Source organism: Roseateles saccharophilus (genome assembly GCF_004342485.1).
Classification (GTDB): Bacteria; Pseudomonadota; Gammaproteobacteria; order Burkholderiales; family Burkholderiaceae_C; genus Pelomonas; species Pelomonas saccharophila.
Window position 1 is genome coordinate 1 of sequence record NZ_SMBU01000001.1, and the last position, 20,625, is coordinate 20,625.

General features: G+C 70.5%; 19 protein-coding genes. 6 read left to right on the forward strand and 13 right to left on the reverse strand.

Annotated elements, in window-relative coordinates:
* A partial coding sequence (istA, locus tag EV671_RS00005) for an IS21 family transposase (RefSeq protein ID WP_243655519.1) occupies positions 1-1,552 on the reverse strand: 1,552 nt, incomplete at its 3' end.
* A 184-nt stretch (positions 1,553-1,736) separates the two neighbouring features.
* On the opposite strand from istA, the gene EV671_RS00010 reads away from it, so the two are divergent.
* Positions 1,737-2,216 (forward strand): KfrB domain-containing protein, encoded by a 480-nt coding sequence (locus EV671_RS00010; RefSeq protein ID WP_132568974.1) that lies wholly within the window; start codon positions 1,737-1,739, stop codon positions 2,214-2,216.
* A gap of 237 nt (positions 2,217-2,453) precedes the next feature.
* On the opposite strand, the gene EV671_RS00015 is transcribed toward EV671_RS00010, so the two are convergent.
* Both EV671_RS00015 and EV671_RS00020 read right to left on the reverse strand, forming a co-directional pair.
* Positions 2,454-3,932, reverse strand: coding sequence for a HipA domain-containing protein (locus EV671_RS00015; protein WP_132568975.1), 1,479 nt, complete (start codon positions 3,930-3,932; stop codon positions 2,454-2,456).
* Positions 3,925-4,224, reverse strand: coding sequence for a helix-turn-helix domain-containing protein (locus EV671_RS00020; RefSeq protein WP_132568976.1), 300 nt, complete (start codon positions 4,222-4,224; stop codon positions 3,925-3,927). The genes EV671_RS00015 and EV671_RS00020 overlap by 8 nt, the downstream gene beginning before the upstream one ends.
* Here EV671_RS00020 and EV671_RS00025 point away from each other — a divergent pair.
* Positions 4,223-4,459, forward strand: coding sequence for a hypothetical protein (locus EV671_RS00025; protein ID WP_132568977.1), 237 nt, complete (start codon positions 4,223-4,225; stop codon positions 4,457-4,459). The genes EV671_RS00020 and EV671_RS00025 overlap by 2 nt on opposite strands.
* A gap of 25 nt (positions 4,460-4,484) precedes the next feature.
* Here the strand turns inward: EV671_RS00025 and EV671_RS00030 are convergent, their stop codons facing one another.
* The 9 genes from EV671_RS00030 to EV671_RS00070 all read right to left on the reverse strand — a co-directional run bounded on the left by EV671_RS00030 (position 4,485) and on the right by EV671_RS00070 (position 15,998).
* A complete protein-coding gene (locus tag EV671_RS00030) occupies positions 4,485-4,874 on the reverse strand; it encodes a DUF488 domain-containing protein (RefSeq protein ID WP_132568978.1) in 390 nt (129 codons plus the stop codon).
* 10 nt (positions 4,875-4,884) lie between these two features.
* Complete coding sequence (locus EV671_RS00035; protein ID WP_132568979.1) at positions 4,885-7,704, reverse strand: PAS domain-containing hybrid sensor histidine kinase/response regulator; 2,820 nt, start codon at positions 7,702-7,704, stop codon at positions 4,885-4,887.
* Positions 7,685-9,661, reverse strand: coding sequence for a ferritin-like domain-containing protein (locus EV671_RS00040; protein ID WP_132568980.1), 1,977 nt, complete (start codon positions 9,659-9,661; stop codon positions 7,685-7,687). Before EV671_RS00040 ends, EV671_RS00035 begins: the two co-directional genes overlap by 20 nt.
* A gap of 68 nt (positions 9,662-9,729) precedes the next feature.
* Positions 9,730-10,812 (reverse strand): acyltransferase family protein, encoded by a 1,083-nt coding sequence (locus tag EV671_RS00045; RefSeq protein ID WP_132568981.1) that lies wholly within the window; start codon positions 10,810-10,812, stop codon positions 9,730-9,732.
* Between the two features lie 134 nt (positions 10,813-10,946).
* Complete coding sequence (locus tag EV671_RS00050) at positions 10,947-11,480, reverse strand: SRPBCC family protein (RefSeq protein ID WP_132568982.1); 534 nt, start codon at positions 11,478-11,480, stop codon at positions 10,947-10,949.
* Between the two features lie 156 nt (positions 11,481-11,636).
* Positions 11,637-12,308 (reverse strand): c-type cytochrome, encoded by a 672-nt coding sequence (locus EV671_RS00055; protein WP_132568983.1) that lies wholly within the window; start codon positions 12,306-12,308, stop codon positions 11,637-11,639.
* A 17-nt stretch (positions 12,309-12,325) separates the two neighbouring features.
* Positions 12,326-13,816 (reverse strand): cytochrome C, encoded by a 1,491-nt coding sequence (locus tag EV671_RS00060; RefSeq protein ID WP_243655520.1) that lies wholly within the window; start codon positions 13,814-13,816, stop codon positions 12,326-12,328.
* 107 nt (positions 13,817-13,923) lie between these two features.
* The gene (locus EV671_RS00065) at positions 13,924-15,090 is read right to left on the reverse strand and encodes a vWA domain-containing protein (RefSeq protein ID WP_243655521.1); all 1,167 of its coding nucleotides are present in this window, start codon (positions 15,088-15,090) and stop codon (positions 13,924-13,926) included.
* A gap of 8 nt (positions 15,091-15,098) precedes the next feature.
* Complete coding sequence (locus EV671_RS00070) at positions 15,099-15,998, reverse strand: AAA family ATPase (protein ID WP_243655522.1); 900 nt, start codon at positions 15,996-15,998, stop codon at positions 15,099-15,101.
* A 169-nt stretch (positions 15,999-16,167) separates the two neighbouring features.
* Between EV671_RS00070 and EV671_RS00075 the strand changes: the two genes are divergently transcribed.
* From EV671_RS00075 to EV671_RS00090, 4 genes are all read left to right on the forward strand, one after another.
* On the forward strand, positions 16,168-17,055 hold the full coding sequence (locus tag EV671_RS00075) for a hypothetical protein (RefSeq protein ID WP_132568985.1): 888 nt from the start codon (positions 16,168-16,170) through the stop codon (positions 17,053-17,055).
* Between the two features lie 206 nt (positions 17,056-17,261).
* Positions 17,262-17,483 (forward strand): hypothetical protein, encoded by a 222-nt coding sequence (locus EV671_RS00080; protein WP_132568986.1) that lies wholly within the window; start codon positions 17,262-17,264, stop codon positions 17,481-17,483.
* On the forward strand, positions 17,480-18,028 hold the full coding sequence (locus EV671_RS00085; protein WP_132568987.1) for a DUF924 family protein: 549 nt from the start codon (positions 17,480-17,482) through the stop codon (positions 18,026-18,028). The genes EV671_RS00080 and EV671_RS00085 overlap by 4 nt, the downstream gene beginning before the upstream one ends.
* A gap of 112 nt (positions 18,029-18,140) precedes the next feature.
* Positions 18,141-19,844, forward strand: a complete 1,704-nt coding sequence (locus EV671_RS00090) for a coagulation factor 5/8 type domain-containing protein (RefSeq protein WP_132568988.1) — start codon at positions 18,141-18,143, stop codon at positions 19,842-19,844.
* Here EV671_RS00090 and EV671_RS00095 read toward each other — a convergent pair.
* Positions 19,841-20,623 (reverse strand): FAD binding domain-containing protein, encoded by a 783-nt coding sequence (locus EV671_RS00095; RefSeq protein WP_132568989.1) that lies wholly within the window; start codon positions 20,621-20,623, stop codon positions 19,841-19,843. The two genes, EV671_RS00090 and EV671_RS00095, sit on opposite strands and share 4 nt — an antisense overlap.
* Positions 20,624-20,625: the final 2 nt, after the last annotated feature.

The following is a 20,625-nucleotide window of genomic DNA, read 5'->3' on the forward strand; positions in this document are numbered from 1 at the left end:
GTGCGAGTCCCGTCCAATTCTTCGCGAGACAGCAGCCTTGACTCAACCTCGAATAGCTTGGGATCGCGAGCCGAAATCTACGCGGGACGTAACAGTGGTTCTCACCCTCAAGCCGAACGGCAAGGCTGTTTACCTTGGCGCGGTCGAATGGGAATACGAGGTTGACGGCAAAGATGTCAAGATTCGCAGCCCAAAGGGGACGCTCGTCCTGAAGGGGCATGACGACGGGTCGTTGGACTTTCCTGGGATTGGGAACCTGAAAAAGGTCCCGGGTTGATCGGGCTCTGACCTGGGCTGTTGAGCTGCGAGAGTGCAAGCTCCGAACACGACCGAGTGGCGCCCGGATGGACAGGTGCGCCCGGTGCGCGGCCGGCATGTGGGCATCGACCGTCGTGAAGCCGCCGCGCCGGCTGCTGCGGGCATGGGCGGCCACGCGCTGGCCGCGCAGCAGCAGCTCCACGCCGTGCTGCGTGAGCCGCGCCTCCAGCACCTGGCCCACCAGCGAATGGGGCACGCTGTAGCGGTGGCCGTCGACCTCGATGTGGTAATCGATGTGGACCTTCACGGTCTTGAAGCGCGCGAGTTCGTAGCGCTGCGGGGGCAACGGCATCAGGGCCGGCTTGTCCAGCTCGGCGAACACGCTGGCGCGGCTGCCGGCCAGTTTCTGGAAGGGGCGGTCGTTCACGCTGGGCAGCAGCTCGGCGATGGCCGCATCGACCTGCGCGACGGTGTCGAAGCGGTGGTGGCGCAGCCGCGCCAGCACCCAGCGACCCACGACTTGGACCGAACTTTCTGCGGTGGCTTTGTCCTTTGGCGAACGTGGCCGTGCCGGGAGCACCGAGGTGCCGTAGTGGCGGGCGAAGTCCTGCACCGTGTCGTTGGCGCGCGGCTCGTAGCGGTCGGCCGACGCGATCACCGCTGTCGCGTTGTCCGGCACCACGAGTTGCGGCACGCCGCCGTAGAAGTGCAGCGCGCGCACCATGCCGGCGATCCAGTCTTCCAGGCGCTGCGCGGGCGTTGCGCAGGCGAACACACAGCTGGAAGCGGCCATGGCCGAGACGAAGACCTGGGCGCGGGCGCCGTCGCTGAGCGGCACCGTCGAGCCGGCGTAGTCGACGAACATCTTTTCCCCAGCACGACGGTGCTGGCGCATCGAGCGCTTGAGCGTGGCCGCGAAGGCCTTGTAGTGCTCGCAGAACTGCGTGTAGCGCCAGGTGCGGCCCTGCGGGTTGGCGGCCAGGTATTCCTGCCACAGCAGCATCAGCGTCATGCCCTTGCGGTCGAGCTCGCGGTGGATGCGGGCCCAGTCCGGAACGACGATGGGAAGGGCAGCACTGGAGCGCGGCTGCAAAGCCGTCGAGAGCTGCTGCTCGCTCCAATCCTGGACGGTGTCCCAGTCCAGGCCCGCGGCGGTGGCCAGGCTGACGTACTTGGCGACGACGCCCTTGGAGATCTTCAAGGCGGTGGCGACCTGCTCGTGCGAGAGCTTCGCGTGCCACTTCAGGCGGATGACATCTTTGATCATGCGTAGAGAGATTCGTTGCTTGGGCATTCCGCGGCTCGAAGGCAAAAACCGTCGAGGGTAGGAGGCCCGGGTTGCGTTCTCTACGCAGCACTGCCGGCAAGACCGGCGCGGCCCTTACGGGGCGCCGTCACGGCGGTCACGATCGCCGAAATGGGCGGTCACTATGCCGAAACGGTCGGTCACGATGAGCCGAAATGGGGAGTCGGTCACGATGACCGAAAGGACCGGTCACGATGCCGAAATGGGCGGTCACGTTGCGCCGAAATACCCATGGCTGGCTGCGGAGGCGCCCGATCGGCCGGAGTTGAAACGCAACCGTGATCGGCGCCAGGCCGAGATCGTGCAGGCGATGCTGGATGCAGAGATCCTGCTCGAACAGCAAGGCCTGCAGTCAGAAGAAGAACGTGTGACAGCGCAGTCTGAGGCCTCCATGCGTGCCGACCTTCAGCGGCAGGGATTTGATGGCTCGCCGGAGCGATCCGGCGCGTTGGATCATGCCTATCACGGGCCCATCGTCGCCGTGACAGCCCGGCACGTCGCGCAGGACATCGGTCGACGGCGAATCGTGATCCATGAAGGCCGCTCGCTGGACGCTGTGCCGGCTTTGGGCAGTCGAGTTGAAGTCAAATTCAAGGGCGGGCGCGGCACGGTCTCCGAGCTGCGCAAGCCGGGGCCCGACTTGGGGCGCTAGGTCGGCGGCGCAGTCGAGATGGGGCGTCAGCGCCGAAAAGTTCAAAGTTGAGTGAACGGAAACTGCAAAAGTTCAGACTTGAATGAGCAAGCAGTTCAGGACTTGGTGAGCACGAAGTCCGCAAGCCCTTGATCGGGCTGAATGTCGCGCCGTGCGAAGGGCAGCGATGGGCGGTTCCCGGCAATGGCGACACTTCTCGCCACTGACCGGCACGCGTCTAGCCCGGTTAAGGCATCGCTACGCCAGCACGCGGGGAACCATCTCAGGCAGCACGATGTGCCGTAGCACGCGAAGAAGCTTCAGCTGCTGGGCTCGCTCTGGCGCGGAGACTTGTGCGGCCGCGTTTTCCGGCCCCGAGGCCGCAGGCTCGCCCCGGGCTTCGAACTCCGGCCCCTTGAAGTCCTTGGCCTTCAGCTGCGCCATCAAGCCCTCTTGCTGCGGATAGTGCTCGGCATACAGAGCATCGAAGGCACCCAGTACCCGCGTGACCACTTCCCGGACGGTCCTGAGCGCGAGCTTTTCCGGCACGCCCAGCGTGGCCGCTGCAGCCAGGACCGCTTCAGGCGTGACCTGGTCGAAGCGTGCGACCTCCGGCGACAGCCGCACGGCCAGAGGAACCGCCGGCCAGCGTCCCTGCTCGTCTGCAACGGCCCGTGTGTGATAGACCCCGGTGGCCAGCAGGTCGTAGTGCTGAGAGAGGTCCACACGGCCCGGCGTGACCAGGAAGGAAAGGTTCTTCAGGTGGCAGTCGTCGTTGGCCACCAGCAAGTTGAACACCAGCCACCGGAACAGCAGCACCGGCGTGGTCAGCTTGTCTTCACAGGCTTGCGACAGCTCGCGCAGCACCTGCACGCCAGCGCCGTACTTGAACATTCGAGACTTGTTGAGCAGCTGGCACGCGTCGATGACGTGGACCCGCTGCACGGCAGGAGGGGTTGCCGCCGTCTCGGGTGCGAAGTCCGCACGGTCGAACTGACGGTCGAACCGCTCGATGGCATATACCGGTTGCGGCACATGCAGCAGCTCCACCGGTGGCGTCGCCAGCTTCGCCGCAGAAGCCAGCCGCATCGTGAGCCACTCCAGGTAGGTCGATGCCGGGTAGGTGTCGCTCGCAGGATGGTCGGGCTTGAGGATGTGGGTCGAGGGCGTGGAGCCCACCGGCTCGTACACGTCCCGGCCCTTGAGCACCGCCAGCATCTTGTGCTGGGCTCCAGCCAAGGACATCCGCTTTGGGGCCTCCCGCGTGAGCGTCGTGCGAGGCAGACCCAGGATGCGCCGGCTCAGCTCCTTGTACGGCAAGGGCTTGAGGGTGAGGCGGGTTTGCGGCGACTCGCCGGGCGGCAGCAAGGTGAGCGAGCCCGCCGACTCAGCGCCCAGATACTCCAGCAGCGCAAACGCGTCGTCATGGTTGCGCAGGTGAGCGTCCGCCGCGATCAGCTCGCGCAGCTTCTCCTCGGGCAGCAGGTTGTCGAAGTACCACTGCACCGGGCGCAGCGTCGCGCCGTCGCGATGCAGGAGCTGGCTGCGGGGCAGCGCTGGCGACAGGTCGAAGCTGTCAGGCCGGTCCACCCACTGTGGCAGGTACACCAGCGTCCACAGGTCGTTGTCCTCATGCAGGGAGCCCAACTGCACCTGGTTGATGAAGATGTCCAGTCGCCGGCCTCCCTCGGGTAGCACGGGCGGCTCGACCGGCGCCTCGGGTGCGAGTTCAGGCATCGGAGGCGCCCTTCGAAGACGCCGCGCGGCGTGCCAGGGCCTTGTTCAGCTCCAGCTGAAAGGCCGAGACGTCAGCAGGTGGCAACTCCAGACCCACCTTGAGGCCCAAACGCTGCAGCATCTGCAGCACCTTGCCCATCTGCACGGTCGCCTTGCCATTTTCCAGGTCGGTCATGAACTGCTTGCTCACGCCAGCGGTCATGGCGAAGTCGTCGATGCGAATGCCTGCGCGTTTGCGTAGCGTTCGAATGGCGATTCCGGCCTCAAGCACGGACGTGAGGGGGATGTTCATGAGCGTTCCTACCTTCTCAGGAATTATCCCTCATTCGGCTCCGCCGTCTATAAATATTCCTATGGTCGAAGGAATTTGTAAGGTCGCAAAGCTTCGAAAGATGGATATTCCCTCGAAGGCAGGAATTTATGAAAAACCAGACGCACGAGCGCAGTTCTTTCCTGCGAGCGCAGGAACCCAGCGAAAACAAGGCGGCAAGCTTCAACACTCAACACGAACACTGATCCTGCGCTGAACGCGAGACCCCCCTTCGACAGCCGTCACGGCGCCAACCGGGCACCCGCGTCCTGCAGCAGGGCGCGCAGCACCGACCGATGGCATTTCGCCTCGTCCTGGCAATAGCAGCCGACCGAGAAATTCGTCTGCGCCGACAGCGTGGCCAGCAGCGCGATCGCGTGCTGCGCCTCGGGCTCGGCCATCTCCCTGCGGTACTTCTTCGTGAATGCCAGCCAGTCGGCCGGCGTCTCGGCGGCCTGGCCCAGTTTCATCGTCTCGATGCTGGGCGCGAGGTTGGGGAACCAGACGTCGTAGAAGTCGCGTGACGCGAACTCGGCCTTGGGCACGCCGCGCGGCGGGCGGCGCACGGTGCCGATGCGGCTGCCTTCGTCCGGCGCGCGCGGGCTGCCGAGTTGGACGATGCGGATGGACATGGTTCTCCTTTTACTGCCTGCCTAGTACCTTGATGACCTCGGCCTCGGCGACGGGTTTGGCGATGAAGCCGTTCATGCCGGCGGCGAGCGCGGCCTGGCGTTCCTGGTCGAGCACGGCGGCGGTGAAGGCGTGGATGGGCAGCTTGGCGGTGGCAGCGTCGGCGCGCAGCAGGGCCGTGGCCTCGAGGCCGTCGATGCGGGGCATGTGCAGGTCCATCAGCACGCCATCCAGGCGCTGGGCCTGGGCGCGCGCGATGCGGACGGCCTGCTCGCCGTCCTCGGCCTCGACGACCTCGGCGCCCAGGCGCTGCAGCAGGGCCGTGATGATGAGGCGGTTGACCGGGTTGTCTTCGGCGACGAGCAGGCGCTGGCCGGCCAGCGGGTAGCGCACGGCCGGGCCGGCTGCGCGCACCGGCAGCTCGGCGGGCGCCTGCGCCGCAGGCAGGGCCAGTTCGGCCCAGAAGCTGGAGCCGTGCGTGCCGTCGCTGTCCAGGCCGACGCGGCCGTCCATGCGCGCGGCCAGCTCGCGGCAGATGGAGAGGCCCAGGCCGGTGCCGCCGAAGCGTCGCGTCGTCGAGTCGTCGGCCTGGGCGAAGGGGCGGAACAGGCGCTGCTGCAGCTCCGGCGGCACGCCGATGCCGCTGTCCTGCACGGCCAGCCGCACGCGCCCGGCGCCGATCGGCGACAGGGCCAGGCGGATGTGGCCGCGCTCGGTGAACTTCAGCGCGTTGACGAGGAAGTTGGCCATGATCTGGCGCACCCGCAGCGGGTCGCCGACGACCATGCGCGGCAGGCCCGGCGCGAGCTCGATCTGCATGTCCAGGCCGCGCTCGCGGCCCAGCGCGGCGCAGCCCTCGAAGCCGGCCTGGGCCAGCGCGTGCAGGTCGAACTCGGTCTTCTCTAGCTCCAGGTGGCCGGCCTCGATCTTGGACAGGTCCAGCACGTTGGAGACGATCTCGTTGAGCGACTCGGCGGCGCCGACGAGATGGCCCAGGTATTGCGGCCGGCGCGCCTCGCCGGGGTCGGACTGCTGCAGCAGGCGCGCCAGGCCCAGCACGCCGTTGAGCGGCGTGCGGATCTCGTGGCTCATCGTCGCGAGGAAGGCGCTCTTGGCATGGCTGGCCGCCTCGGCCTGCTGCTTGGCGGCCTGCAGTTCGCGCTCCTGGCGGCGGCGCTCGGTGACGTCCTCGGCCACCCACAGCGTCGCGTGTTCGGCGGCGCTGCGGCCGGCCAGCGTGGCCGGCAGACCGCGGGCGTTGAACTGCACGGTGATGCGGCGGCCGTCGGGGCGGACGAAGTCGCGCTCGAAGGCCAGCGCCGCGCTGGCGATCTCCAGGGCGGTGGGCAGGCTGGCGCTGCCGTCGGCCAGCTGCGGCTCGGTGCCGCCGAAGATGTCCTGCCAGTGGCGGTTCACGCGCTCGAAGCGCTCGCCGCGGGTCAGCGCGATGCCGACGCTGGCGTGGTCGAGGATGGCCACGGCCTCGATGCGGGCGCGTTCGCGCTCGGTGATGTCGCGCGCGATCAGCATCGTCGCCGGCTCGCCTTCCCATTCCAGGGACGCGGCGGACACGAGCACGTCGCGCCATTCGCCGTGCACCAGGATGGCCGAGCGGAAGTCGCGCACCAGGCCGCTCGTGGCCAGCTCGGTGGCCAGCCGCCTGGGCTCGCTGCTGTCGGGCCACAGGCCCAGCTCGCGGCCGGAGCGGTCCATCAGCTCCTCACGGGCACGCCCGACCAGCGTGCAGAAGCCGGTGTTGGCGAAGCGGATGCGGCCGTCGGCGATGCGGGCGACGCAGATCGCGTCGGGGCTGGCGCGCAGCACCCGGTCCAGCATGTCGGCGGTGCGCCGGTGCTGCTGCAGCGCCAGGCGCTCGCCGGTGATGTTGTGGCTGACGCCGCGCCAGCCGGTGTGGCGACCGGCGGCGTCGAACACCGGCTCGCCCGAGGTCAGCGTCCACAGCAGGCGGCCGTCGGGCGCGCGAAAGCCGTTGACGCGGTCGCGGTAGGCGCGCTTGGCGTGGATGTCCTCGATCAGGGCCGGGTAGTCGGCATCGCGCACCAGCGCCGCGCCGCCGGGCTCGCCCATGCGCAGGAAGTCTTCGCGCCGGTGGCCCGACAGGGCCTCGAACTCGTCGGACAGCGCGGTGACGCGGAAGTTCGCGTCGGCCTCCCAGGCCCAGTTGTGCGCGGCCTGCACGAGGCGCGCCAGGCGCTCCTCCTCGCCCAGCGCCTTGCGCAGCGCGGTGCCGACGATGCGCTGGATCAGCAGCGCCGCGAGCAGGGCCGTCGCGGCGATCAGCCCGTGGGTGAGCAGGTAGTCGGCCAGGCCCACCTGCGACATCGCGGCCTGGCCGGGGATGACGCCGCGCAGCTCCAGCAGGGCCAGCATCGCGACGATGAAGAGATAGAGCGCCGTCAGCAGCCAGGCCGCGCCGCTGCCGGCCAGCGCGCCGCCGAGCGTGATCCCCAGGCAGCCGGCCAGCAGGGTCATCGCGTGCACGCCCAGACCGGCCTGCAGCGCGTGCAGGGCCAGCGTCAGCAGCGCGACGATCAGCGCGACGACGCTGGCCGAGCCGGGCCGCCCGGCGCGCCTCAGCCCCTGGCCCAGCCCCGCGGCGATCAACAGGCCCGCGGCGATCAGCAGCCGCCGGCCGGACATCGCGTTGGTGTAGCCGGTGGCGAACTCCAGGCCGGCCAGCGCCATCAGCGCGCCGCCGATGCAGGCCAGCACGGTGACGAGCACGCGGGCCGCCATCTCGTGAGGCGACTCGCGCTGGCGCGCGATGGGGGCGGGTGCGGGAGCGGGCCCGCTAGTCGGCGCTGAAGCCATTGCGCGCGTGCGTGCCGTCGCAGAAGGGCTTGGTCTGGCTGCCGCCGCAGCGGCACAGCCGCGCCTGGCTGACGCGGCAGACCATGCGGCCGGTGCCGCTCAGCACCTCGATGGGGCCGCGCAGCTGCAGCGGGCCGTTGGGCTCGGGCTCGATGGCGACGGGGCCGTCGCGCGTGGCCGGCATGTCGGTGGGCAGGCCGAGCAGGCCGGTCTCGGGCTCGCCGGTGGCGGCGAAATGGATGTCGTGGTGGCTGCCGTCGCAGAAGGGCTTGTTCTTGCTCGCGCCGCAGCGGCACAGCGTGGCGCGCGTGCCCAGCGGCTCGCCGCGCAGCGTCAGTGCGCCGCGGATCGCATAGGGGCCGGCCTCGCGCACGCTCAGCAGGTTGACCGGTGGCGGTGCCTCGTCGGCCTCGCCGTCCTTGCGGCGGTACTGGATGGCGCCCGAGGGGCAGGCGTGGGCAATGTCGACGAGGCGCTCGACCGGCATCGCGTCGGGGTGGATCCAGGGCCCCTGCACATTGGCCAGGAAGACCTTGGGCGCCCCCGTCACGCAGAAGCGCGCATGAATGCAGCGCTTCGCCTCGAAACGCAGCTCCAGCTTTCCGCCCTGCACGACCTCGATGCCGTCGACGAGTTCGGTGGGCGGCGCGGCCGGCGCGGGCGCGGCGGCCGCCGCATGCACGGGCGTGGCGAGCGGTGCGGCCAGATCCAGCCCGCGCGCGGCGCGCTCGCTCAGCGACAGCAACTGGCCTGCGGCGCGGCCGGTCGCCTCGGCGCCGAGCTCGGCATGCAGGGCCGCGCCGGTTGCGGCGAGCTGGGCCAGGCGTTCGCGCACGAAGCGGCGCGCGGCCGGGCCGGGCGGGAAGCCCGCCGCGTCGCGCAGCGCGGTGAAGCTGGCGCCGGCATGGCAGCCAGGGTTGCTGGGACCGGCCGGCAGCCGCGCGGCATGTTCCGCCAGCGGCGTGAAGGCGCGCATCAGGCCCAGGGCCAGGTCGACGGTCAGGCTCTTCTCGGCCGACGGGCCGGGCTGCAGATAGGCCATGCCCAGCAGGCGCAGCATCAGGCCATAGCTGGCATTGGCCAGGTCCACGATGGCCGCGGCGGCCGGGTTCTCCAGCCAGACCCGGCCTTCGGGCCGCGGCGGGCGGCGCAGCACCGGGTTGGTGGCGGCCGGCCAGGCCGGCGCGAAGCCGGGGTGGGCCGCGCGCAGCCCGGCCAGCTCGGCGCGGATGGCGGCGAAGCGCTGGTAGTGGGAGCGTTCGCTGTCGCTGGGCGCGCCCTCGCCCTGGCGCACGATGGCGTCGAAGGCCGCCAGCGCGGTCTTGGAGCACAGCACGTGGCGGGCGCCACAGAGGTTGAGCTCCTCGGGGCCGAGCTGCAGCCAGCGGTCGCCGCAGAAGGCCTCGGCCTCGCCATGCGCGGCGACGAATGCGGCCAGGTCGGCGCCTAGCGTCGCGTAGAAATGGCCGACGGTGTCGTAGTCGCGCGCCATCGGCGTGATGCGCGGCGCGGCCGAGCCACGTGTGAACAGGTGCTCGGCCGAGAACCCCTCGCCGTCCTCCTCGTCGCTGCCCTCGGGGCGCTCCAGGTAGATGAAGTGCTGTAGCGTCGCGTCGTTGAAGGGCGCGAGCTTCACGACGATGCGCGCCGGCAGGTTGCCGGGGTCGAGCGGGAAGTTGCCGCGGCCCAGGCGCGGCGCGCCGCCCAGCGCTGCGGTGATGTTCCAGACCGCGACGAGATGGCCCATCTCCTCGATGGCGACGGCGGTGATCTCGCGGCGCCAGCGCTCGGTGGCCTCGGCCTCGGCAGGGCTCAGGCCCTCAGCCTCGCCGCGCTTCAGGCTGAAGGCCGCGTAGAGGTAGGTGCACATCAGGTTGTGCTCCAGCTCGGCGGCCTCGTAGAGGCTGTGCAGCAGCTGCTCGCGGCTGGGTGCCGCGGCCTGGGGGGCTGTCGTCATGGGGCGCGTCCTGGGGGGCTGAACGCGCGTGACATTAGCACGCGCTCAGCCGGGCAGCGCTGCCCCGTTCAGGCGGTACGCAGGCGTGGCAGCCAGGCCAGCGGGTCGAAGCGCGCGGCGGGGGCCTCCACCCAGCGGTGGAAGGGCACGGCCAGGCCGTTGGCCAGCAGCCAGGTGGCGGCCAGCAGCACGAGGCCGGCGGCCGGCGTCGCTCCGGGCAGGTTGGCCAGCAGCGCGTTGGTCAGCAGCAGCACCGGGAAGTGCAGCAGGAACAGGGCATAGGACGGCGTGGCCCAGCGGGCCAGCGTGGGCGCCCAGGCCGCGGGCAGCAGCGGGCGCGCCTCGGCCTGGCGCGCGCCGGCCCAGGCCAGCCACAGGGCCGTGGCCAGCGCCAGCGCGAGGCGGTCGCGCCAGTCCAGCCACAGCGCCGCGCCGATGGCGGCAGCCAGCAGCACGAGGCCGGCACGGCGGTGGCGCCACAGGCCCAGCCAGTGCACCAGCGCGCCGAGGCCATAGGAGACGAAGAAATAGGGCGCGAAGGCGTCCAGCTCCGGCTGGCGGTTGAAGATGAAGGCCGAGGCCAGCGCCGCGCCGGCCACCAGCAGCGGGCCGACGACGAGGCGGCTCGGGTGGCGCCAGCCGCGCCGCGCCAGCCACAGCAGGCCGACGAGCAGCGCGAACAGCTGCAGGTCGATGGCCACATACCAGGCGCCCACCGTCAGCGCCTCGTAGCCCAGCACGTCGTGCAGCAGCAGCGCATGGGCGAACAGCTGGCCCGGGCTGATGTCGGTGGGTACGAGCTCGGGCCATGACGAGGCGATCAGGCCGCAGGCGCCCAGCGTCAGCGCCAGCGCGGCCAGGAAGGGCAGGACCAGGCGCAGATAGCGCCGCCACAGCAGCTCGGGCACGGCGGCCTGCAGGGCCTGGCCACGCGGCGACAGCCCGCGGGCGCTGAGGTAGCCGCCGACGACGAGGAAGACCTGCACCGCCATGCGCCCGTACTGGTGCATCACGCCGGCCAGCATCGGCAGAGCCGCATGCGCGGCACGCGCGATGGGGCCGTAGCTGACCAGGTGGTGCAGCACGATGGCCTGGGCGGCGAGCGCCTTCAGGGCGTCGATGTGCGGCAGTCGGCGGGCGGGGTTGGACATGGCGGTCAAAAAAGCGACGGGCCTGCTGATGGGGCAGGCCCGTGACGGTTTTGCGCGAATTCTAGCGTGGCAGCCGGGAAAACCCGGGTTGGTTTCAGCCTGTCACGAAGCGGTGGGGCGGGCTTGCAAAGGCCTCAGCCGAACAGGCGGCGCAGCCAGCCGCGCAGGCGCTGCCAAAAGCCGCTGGCCACCGCCGCTGCCGGGGCCTCCGCCGGCGGCGGATGGCGTTCGAGCAGCGCGGCCCGAAAGCGCGCGAAGAAGTCCTCGGCCAGCTTCTGCGCGGCCAGGTCGACGAGTCGCGAGCCGACCTGGGCCAGCTTGCCGCCGACGCTGGCCGTGACCGCATAGCTCAGCCGCGTCTCGGCGGGGCCGAGGGTTTCGAGTCGCACATCGGCCTGGCCCTTGCCGTGGCCGGCTGCGCCGCCCGAACCCTCGAAGCCGATGCGATAGCTGTGTGGCGGGTTCAGCTCGGAGAGCTGGAGCCGGCCCTTGAACTTCGCCTTCACGGGCCCGATGGACACGCCCATCAACACGTCGTAGGTGTGCTCGCCCGACGGCGTGATCGCCTCGCAGCCCGGCACGGCGGCCTGCAGCATCGCGGTGTCGTTCAACGCGTCCCAGGCTTGCGCCTGGGTCACGGGCAGGATCTGTGCGCCGGTGAGGTTCATTCTGAGGATTCTGGACAGGTTGCGGCCGGTCGGCCAGCCGACCCACAGGATTCAACCAATTCGCCGTCGACCTGACGGTGGACTGAAGCCACGGGTGCTGCGCAGATCGGCGCCCCGTCTCTGCAAAGACACGGGGCGCCTTGCCCGGCCCGCCGTTCAGCGGTTGGGCAGGGCCTGGGCGTAGGCCGCCACGTTGGCGATGTCCTCCTTGCCCAGTTCATGCGCCACGGTCTTCATCACGGCGCCGGTCGGCACGGTCTGTGCGTCCGAGCGTTCGTCGGTGCGCTGGAACACGGTCAGCTGCTTGACCAGATAGTCCAGGTGCTGGCCGGCCAGGCGCGGGAAGATGCTGTTGCCCTGGCCCTTGTCGCCGTGGCAGCTGGCGCAGGCCGGGACGTTCTTGGCCGGAACGCCGTTCTCGAAGATGAGCTGACCGGCGGCGATGCGGGCTGCCTCGCCTTCGACCGGCTGGCGTTGCGGCGCCGACCCGGCGAAGTAGCCGGCCAGGCCATCGATCTGGGCGTCCGTAAGCGCATGGCTCAGGCCCCACATGTATTCGAAGCCGGCGGGGTCGCGGCGATGCTGGGCGCGGAAGTTCTTGAGCTGGCCGGCCAGATAGACATCCGTCTGCCCGGCCAGGTTGGGGAAGTTCGGCGACACCGCCATTCCCGTGAGGCCGTGGCACATCGAGCAGACCTGCTGCGCGAGCACCGTGCCGGACACGGCCGGGTTGGCCACGTCGCGCGAGCGTTCGGGGTTGGCGCAGCCGGCGGCCAGGGCGAGGGCGGCCCAGGCCGCCAGCGAAATCGTGAGTCTGGTGCGTGTCATGACACTCTCCCGCGGCTTCAGTACGCCATCCACATGTAGAGGAACAGCGAGTTGTTGTCGCTGGCGTTGCGGCCGAAGCCGTCGTAGTTGCTCGCGGCGCCGTTGTAACGCGAGTACATCGTGTACTGGGCACCGATGCGGATGTATTGCAGCGGCATCCAGAAGGCCTCGACCGTCCAGCCGCGGGTGCCGGGGTTGCCGGACAGGTTGCCGTTCACCGGCACCGAGAGCTGCGTGGCATTGGGGTCGGTGGCCGTGATGCTCAGCGTCGTCGGATCGAAGCCGGAACTCTGGTTGGCCGTGTTGGTCGTGCCCGTCAGGCTGAACAGGCTGAGGCTGCCGCCGTAGCGCGCCTGGTAGACATAGCTGAGCTTGGCGCGCAGCAGGTGGCTGCTGTCACTGTCGCTGGTATTGGCCAGCGCATTGCCGGCCGCATCGACGAAGCCCACCGGCTGGTTGGCCTGACCGGCCGGATAGCGGTGCCGGTTGCCGGTGTAGACGAACTGGGCCGTGACTGCGTGCGGATCGAGCAGGTACTGGTATTGCGCGTCGATGCTCCAGTCGCGGAAGCGGTCGATGGTCGCGGGGTCGGTCACGTCCTGGTAGACCCGTGCCACCATGCCGCCGGTGCCGATCATCAGGCTGTGGGCACCCCACTCATGGTTCCAGGCCAGCCGCCAGTAGGGGTTGAGCCCGCGCATCTGGGTGCGAGGCGCGACGCCGCGCGTCATGAAGGACAGCGGCCCGCGTGCCGTGCCGTAGAAGCCCACCTCGCCATACCAGGTTCGGTTCAGGAAGCCGTAGGCGTTCAGGCCGGCGATGTTGCCGCCCGACGAATAGCCGGGGTAGGGCGTCGTGCCGTCGATGAACTGGTAGCTCGTCGGGCTGGGCACGGGCACGTACTGCATCCAGGCCGCTGCGGTGTTCCAGGGGTCGGACACCGAGGGGTTGTTGTTCAGGCTCAGGCCGACGATGAGGTCGCGCTCGCCGCTGATGAAGCGGTCGGCCCAGCGGATGTCCATGTTGTCGGCATTCGTGTGGCCCGAGAAGGAACCATCGGCATTGGTGACGGCATAGGGGTTGTAGGTGACCTGCACGAAGGCGCCGACGTTGTCGGTGATCTTGCCGCCGGCGAACAGGCTGGCCGTGGCGAAGATCAGATCCTTGTCCTTCTGGAAGTCCGAGCTCGGGCTCTGGCTCTTGCTGGTGTTGGCCACCGAGGCTTCGGACGCCACGGCCATGACCGACAGCGGCACCGAGGTGCGCTGGCCCAGCGTGTAGCCGGTCAGCTTGAACATGCGGCCATAGGGCGTCAGCTCGGGGAACTGCCCGCCGGCATGGCAGGCCATGCAGTTCTGCCCGGTCTGGCGGTTGAACAGCGGGATGGCCTGGGCCGGCCTGGCGGCCAGCGCCAGCACGGCGAGCCCCAGCGTCAAGGCCCAGATCCCCCAGGCTCGTGGCCCGGCCCTGTGGCCCTGGCCACCGAGTAACACGGTCGGATGGTTCATCGAGAACTCCAGTCGGTTGGTCTTGAGGTCATTCTCATGACCGGCCACCGCAGCAACTTGAGCTGTATCAATGAACCGGGCGGCCTGTAGCGGGCCGGCCACGGGCCTCAGCCCAGCGCGGCAACCAGCCGCTGCACGCTGTCCAGGTCGTGCACCGGCAGATGTCGGCTCACCTGGGGCAGCAGGGCCTTCACGCCGGCGGCGCGCGGCTCGAAGGCCGCGAAGCGCAGCAACGGGTTCAGCCACAGCAGCTCGCCGCAGGACAGGCGCAGCCGCTCGGCCTCGAAGCCCAGGCGGGCGCAGGCCGGGTCGTCGTCCGAACGCTCCAGTCCGTCGGTGACGAGCAGCACCGTCGCGTTGCCGCCGCCGAGCACACGGCGCGCCCAGTCGCGGTTGAAGGCATGCAGGTTGGCGGCGATGCGCGTGCCACCGGCCCAGTCGGGCACGGCCGCGGACACGGCGGCCAGCGCGGCGTCGGGGTCGCGCTGGCGCAGCTGGCGGGTGATGCGGGTCAGCCGCGTGCCGAACACGAAGGCCTCGACGACGGGGCGCTCGCCCATGCCGGCTGCCGGGTTCAGCAGGCCCTGGGCCAGGTGCAGCAGCACGCGCGAGTAGCGGCCCATGGAACCCGAGATGTCGGCCAGCAGCACCAGCGGCGTCGGGCGCAGGCGGGCGCGCTCGCGCTGCGGCGGGGCGCCGGCGTGGCGGCCTTCCGCGCGCAACGTCGCACGCCAGGCGATGCGCCCGCGTGGCGCGGTCTCGAAGCGGCGCGTCAGGCGCCGGGCCAGCTGCGGCTGCAGCGCGGCCAGGGCCTGGCGCGCGGCGGCCCATTCGGCGGTCGTCATCGTGTCGAAGTCGCGGCGTTGCAGCAGTTCGCGGCTGCCGGCATCGAGGCGGGCCTCGATGTCGACCGGCTCGGTGCGCGGCTGCTCCTGTAGCGCCGGCGCCGGGAACAGGGCGTCGGCCAGGCGGCGGTTCTCGGGCGGTGGCGGCGCGCCGGCGCGGCCCTGGGCCTGGGGCAGCAGCAGGGCCATGATGCGGCCGAGCAGGTCGGGGTCGCGCCAGAAGACGTGGAAGGCCTGCTCGAACAGCGGCCGGTGCTCGGGCCGGTCGACGAGGCAGGCGGCCAGCGCGGCCTTGAAGTCGGCCCGCGAGGCCAAGGCCCCGGCCTGCAGCGCCTGCGTGGCGAGCATCAGCCGGTCCGTGCCGACGGGCAGGCCGGCGGCGCGCAGCACGCGGCCGAAGTGGACGAGGTTCTCCGCCAGGTGATCCACGGTCGGCCTCAGGCCCCGGCACGCAGCCTCAGCTCCGCCAGCAGCCGCGCCGCCTCGCCGCCCTGCATGCGGGCGATGTCGTCCTGGTATTTCAGCAGCACGCCCAGCGTCGACTGCACGGTGGCCGGGTCCAGGCTGACCGCGTTCAGCTCGACGAGGGCGCGTGACCAGTCCAGCGTCTCGGCCAGGCCGGGCAGCTTGTAGAGGTCCAGCCGCCGCAGGCCCTGCACGAAGTCGACGATCTGTCGGGCCAGTGCGGCGTCCACGCCCGGCAGACGGGCGCGCACGATGGCCAGCTCGCGTGCGGCGTCGGGGAAGTCCAGCCAGTGGTAGAGGCAGCGGCGCTTCACGGCGTCGTGGATCTCGCGGCTGCGGTTGCTCGTCAGCACGACCAGCGGCGGCGTGGCTGCGGCGATGGTGCCGAGCTCGGGGATGCTGAGCTGGAACTCGGCCAGGAACTCCAGCAGGAAGGCCTCGAAGGGCGCGTCGGCGCGGTCCAGCTCGTCGATCAGCAGCACCGGCGCGGGCGTGGTGGTGAGGGCCTGCAGCAGCGGGCGCTCGATCAGGAAGCGGCGCGCGAACAGCTCGTCCGCCGTGCGCTGGTGGTCCTGCGCCTGGGCGAGCCGGATCTCCAGCATCTGCCGCGCGTAGTTCCACTCATAGGCCGCGGCGGCCAAGTCCAGACCCTCGTAGCACTGCAGGCGGATCAGCGGCCTTTGCAGGGCCGCCGCGAGGGCCGCGGCGATGGCCGTCTTGCCCGTGCCGGGCGCGCCTTCCAGCAGCAGCGGGCGCGCCAGGCGCAGCGCCAGGAAGGCGGCCGTGGCCAGCTCGCGCGAGGGCAGATAGGCCTGGGCCTGCAGGCCGGCGGCGATGGCGTCGATGCTGCTGTGCGGGGCGGAGTCGGGCACGGCGGGCCTCACGGTCGGGTGGTGGCGCCCGCGAGTATGCGGCGGGCTGCATCCGCTAAGAACCTTGAACAGGTTCTTACATCTGCCCGGGAAGGAATGCGGCGCGGGCGGCGTTCTCGGGTTGAAGGGGCCGGATCGGCCGGCCCACCGGAACTCGACGGGAACATCCATGAAAAAAGCGCCCCTCCTCCTCACCGCCCTGCTGATCGCCGGCCTCGCCCATGCCGACGAAGCCGCCCCCAACGCCGACAAGCGTGCCCTCAACCTCGCCGTGCAGCGTGACGGCCAGCACAACCAGAGCGCCGCGGCGGCCGTCAGCCTGCCGGTGGGCGACAGCGCCTGGGTGCAGGCCGGCGTCGGCGAATCGCGCAGCCGCGATGCCGCCAGCGGCGTCGTCTACAGGCCCAGGCAGGTGTCGCTGGGCGGCGGCGTGGCCGGCAAACGCTGGCAGGCCAGCCTCAACGCCAGCCAGCGCCGCGACGGCAGCGCGCTGCGCCAGAACGACGTGGCCGCCGCGGTGGACTGGAAACCGACGGACGGCGTCATGGTCGGCGTCGACGCGGCCACCCGCAACGCCCGCACGCGGGGTACGCTGGCTGCCAACGGCGTGGGTGCTGCAACGCCGGTGGAGCAGCGCATCAAGGGCCACGGCGTGGGCGTGCATGGCGCTGTCGACCTGACTCAGCGCCTGAGCGTCTACGGCGCCACGATGCACAACCGCTACACGACGACCACGACGCAAGAGACGAACGGCGGCGGCCTGCTGGCGGGTGTGCCGCTGCTGCACAAGGGCGTCTCGGCCATCAACCGCGACGAGGCCGCGCTGGACCGCAGCAGCCAGGTCGGCGCGACCTGGCGCGTCAGCGACCGCGTGGCGCTCAATGGCGAACTGCAGCAGGACCGCCTGCACGATGGCGGCAGCCTGCGCAGCGTGCAGATGAAGGCCGCAGTCGGCGTCGGGGCCGGCTGGACCCTCGCCCCCGGCATCGGCCACAGCCGCGGGCCGCAGGGCGAGAGCACGAACTACGGCTTGCTGGGGGCGAGCTACAACTGGTGAGGCGCCAAGGCAAGGCTGAACAAGTCCCTCGCGCGCAGCGCATCCCTGCTTTGGGTGGTCTGCGGCGTTGCAAATCCTCGCCGTAGCCGGAGCTACGGCTGGGGTTTGCGCCTTGCAGCCCATCCCAAACCAGGGCGCGCTGCATCGCGGGGACCTATTCAGCGTTGCCCTAAGCTGCGGGCCTTCCACCGTTTCGGAAGGTCCGCATGAACTTCACCAAGATCCTCGGCGTGCTGCTGCTCATCGCTGGCACGGCCAGCCTTGCCACCGGCGGCTTCAGCTACACCAAGGACAGCACCGTCGTGAAGCTCGGGTCGCTGGAGCTGACGGCCAAGGAGAAGGAGCAGGTCAACCTGCCGGTGTGGCTGGGCGTGGGGGCGATCGCGGTGGGCGGCCTGCTGCTGGTGTTCGGCGGGCGCAAGCGATGAGCCTCGGGCATCGCGCCGTGCTGGACTTCTGGTTCCGGGAGACCCAACCGGCCCAGTGGTGGAGGGTCGACCCCGTCTTCGACGAGTTGATCCGCCAGCGCTTCGGCGCGCTGCACGGGCAGGCCCGGCGCTGCGAGCTGTTCGCCTGGCGCGCGACGCCCGAAGGCCGCCTCGCCGAGGTCATCGCGCTCGACCAGTTCGCCCGCAACATCCACCGTGGCACGCCGGACGCGTTTGCGGCCGACCCGCTGGCCCTGGCGCTTGCGCAGGAAGCCGTCGCGGCGGGCGCCGACCTGGCGCTGCCGGACGAAGAGCAGCGCGCCTTCCTCTACATGCCCTATATGCACAGCGAGTCCGCCGCCATCCATGCGGCGGCCGAGCCGCTGATGCGCGAGCGCGCGCCGCGGCACACCCACGACTTCGAGTTGAAGCACAAGGCCATCGTCGACCGCTTCGGGCGCTACCCGCACCGCAATGCCATGCTGGGCCGCACATCGACGCCCGAGGAGCTGGAGTTCCTGAATCAGCCGGGGTCGAGCTTCTGAGCAAGGGCCGAGGGCAGCGCCTGCGCGCTGTTCGACGCCTTGCGAAGGCCTGACGCCCTCCGGCCGTGGTTCAATGGCAGGCATGGAACCGATTCCAATTCTTCGCCTCGCCTTGTCCGCCTGCGTTCTCGCCGCCTCGATGCATGCGCAGGCCGGGCCGCCGGACTTCGGCCCCCATGTCCACGTCCTGAACCCGGCCACGCCGGGCCTGCAGCAGCGCATCCTGGACATCTACGAGGCCCAGCAGCCCAACCACTTCGGGCCGCGTCGCGACGCCATCCTGCTGATGCCGGGGCGCTACGAGAACCTGCGCATCCCGGTCGGCTTCTTCACCCAGGTGCTGGGCCTGGGCGCACAGCCGGACGACGTGGACGTCGTCGGCGACCTGCGCTCCACGGCGCTGCTGGACAACGACAACGCGACGGTGAACTTCTGGCGCGGCGCCGAGAACTTCGCGATCACGCCGACGCTGGGCATCGGCGACAACACCATGCAATGGGCCGTGTCCCAGGCCATTCCGTTCCGGCGCATGCATGTGCGCGGCAACATGCGGCTCAACCAGAAGAACGGCTGGGCCAGCGGCGGCTGGTTCGCGGACGTGCGGGTGGACGGCCGCGTCGACTCGGCGACGCAGCAGCAATGGATCTCGCGCAACAGCGAGTGGGGCCGCTGGACGGGTTCGAACTGGAACATGGTCTTTGTCGGCGTGCCGCAGGCGCCGGCCGGCGAGTTCCCGGCACCGGGCGAGCGCTTCACCCGCGTCGACAGGACGCCGGTCGTGCGCGAGAAGCCTTATCTGTTTGTCGACAAGGACGGTGGCTATGCGGTGCGCGTGCCGGCGCTGCGGCATGACAGCGCGGGCATCTCCTGGGCCGGCGGCGCCGTCGCGCCGGGCCGGACCCTGCCCATCAGCCGGTTCTTCATCGCCAGGCCGGGCGACACGGCTGCGAAGATCAACGCCCAGCTCGCCGCCGGCAAACACCTGCTGCTCACGCCCGGAGAATACCTGCTGACGCAGCCGTTGCTGCTCAACCGCCCCGGCACCGTCGTGCTGGGCATAGGCCTGCCGACGCTGCGCTCGGACAACGGCCAGGCCCTCGTGAAGACGGCGGACGCGGACGGGTTGACGGTGGCCGGCCTGTTCCTCGATGCCGGCCGGCGGGACTCGGGCGTGCTGATGGAGGTGGGCAGGCCGGGTGGCGGCAGGCGCCACCGCGCCGACCCCATCGCTCTGCACGATGTGTTCTTCCGCATCGGCGGCGCAGCGGCCGGCCGGGTGGGCACGGCCCTGCGCATCCATGCCCACGACACCCTCGTCGACCACACCTGGATCTGGCGCGCCGACCATGGCGAAGGCGTCGGCTGGACGAGCAACCCCGCCGCCCACGGCCTGGTCGTCGATGGCGAGGACGTGACCGTCTACGGTCTCTTCGTCGAGCATTTCCAGCAGGAACAGGTGCTCTGGCGCGGCAATGGCGGGCGGGTCTACTTCTACCAGTCCGAGATCCCCTACGACCCGCCGACGCAGGCCGAATGGACCAGCGCCACGGGCCGCGGCTTCGCGTCGTACAAGGTGGCGGATTCCGTGACGAGCCATGAGGCCTGGGGCCTGGGCGTCTACAGCGTCTTCTTGAAGCCCGGCGTCGTGCTGGACCGCGCGATCGAGGTGCCTGAGAAGCCCGGCGTGCGCCTGCACCACATGATCACGGTCTGCCTCGTCGACAAGGGCAGCATCGAGCACGTCGCCAACGACGCGGGCGACGCCGCGCACTGCCAGGGTGGCAGCAACACGGCGACGCTGAACGAGTTTCCTTAGACCGACGCGACGGCCCGCGCGGCCAGCTCCGGGATCAGCGCGGCGCGGTACTCGGCCGTGCCGTGCAGGTCGGTGTTGAGGCCGTCGGCGCCGACCTTGACGGCGCGCGCCGCGGCCGGGCTCCAGTCGCGGTCCAGGGCCGTCTCCAGCTCGGCGCAGCGGAACACGCCGGGCCCGGCGCCGGTGATGGCCACGCGCACGCCGGTGTCGAAGCGCGCAACGAACACGCCCACCAGCGAGAAGCGCGAGGCCGGCTGCTTGAACTTCTGCCACGCGGCCGCTTTCGGCACGGGGAAGCTGACCGCGGTGATCAGCTCGCCCTCTTCCAGCGCGGTCGTGAACAGGCCCTGGAAGAAGTCGTCGGCGGCGATGGTGCGGCGCTGGGTGTGCACGGTGGCGCCCAGGGCCAGCGTCGCGGCCGGGTAGCAGGCGGCCGGGTCGTTGTTGGCCAGGCTGCCGCCCAGCGTGCCGGCATTGCGCACCTGGCGGTCGCCGATGCGGCCGGCCAGGTCCGCCAGCGCGGGGATGGCGCGCTGCACGTCGGCCGAGGCGGCGACCGTCGCATGCGTCGTCGCGGCGCCGATGCGCAGCGCGCCGCCGCCGACGATGATGATGCCCTGCAGCTCGGGCAGGTGGCGCACGTCGACGAGGCCGCTGGGCGCGGCCAGGCCGAGCTTGATCGCGCCGAGCAGGGACTGGCCGCCGGCCAGGAACTTGTCGTCCGCGCCGAGCCGGGCGGTGGCGACGGAGGATGCGGTCTGGTAGTTCATCGCTTCTATCT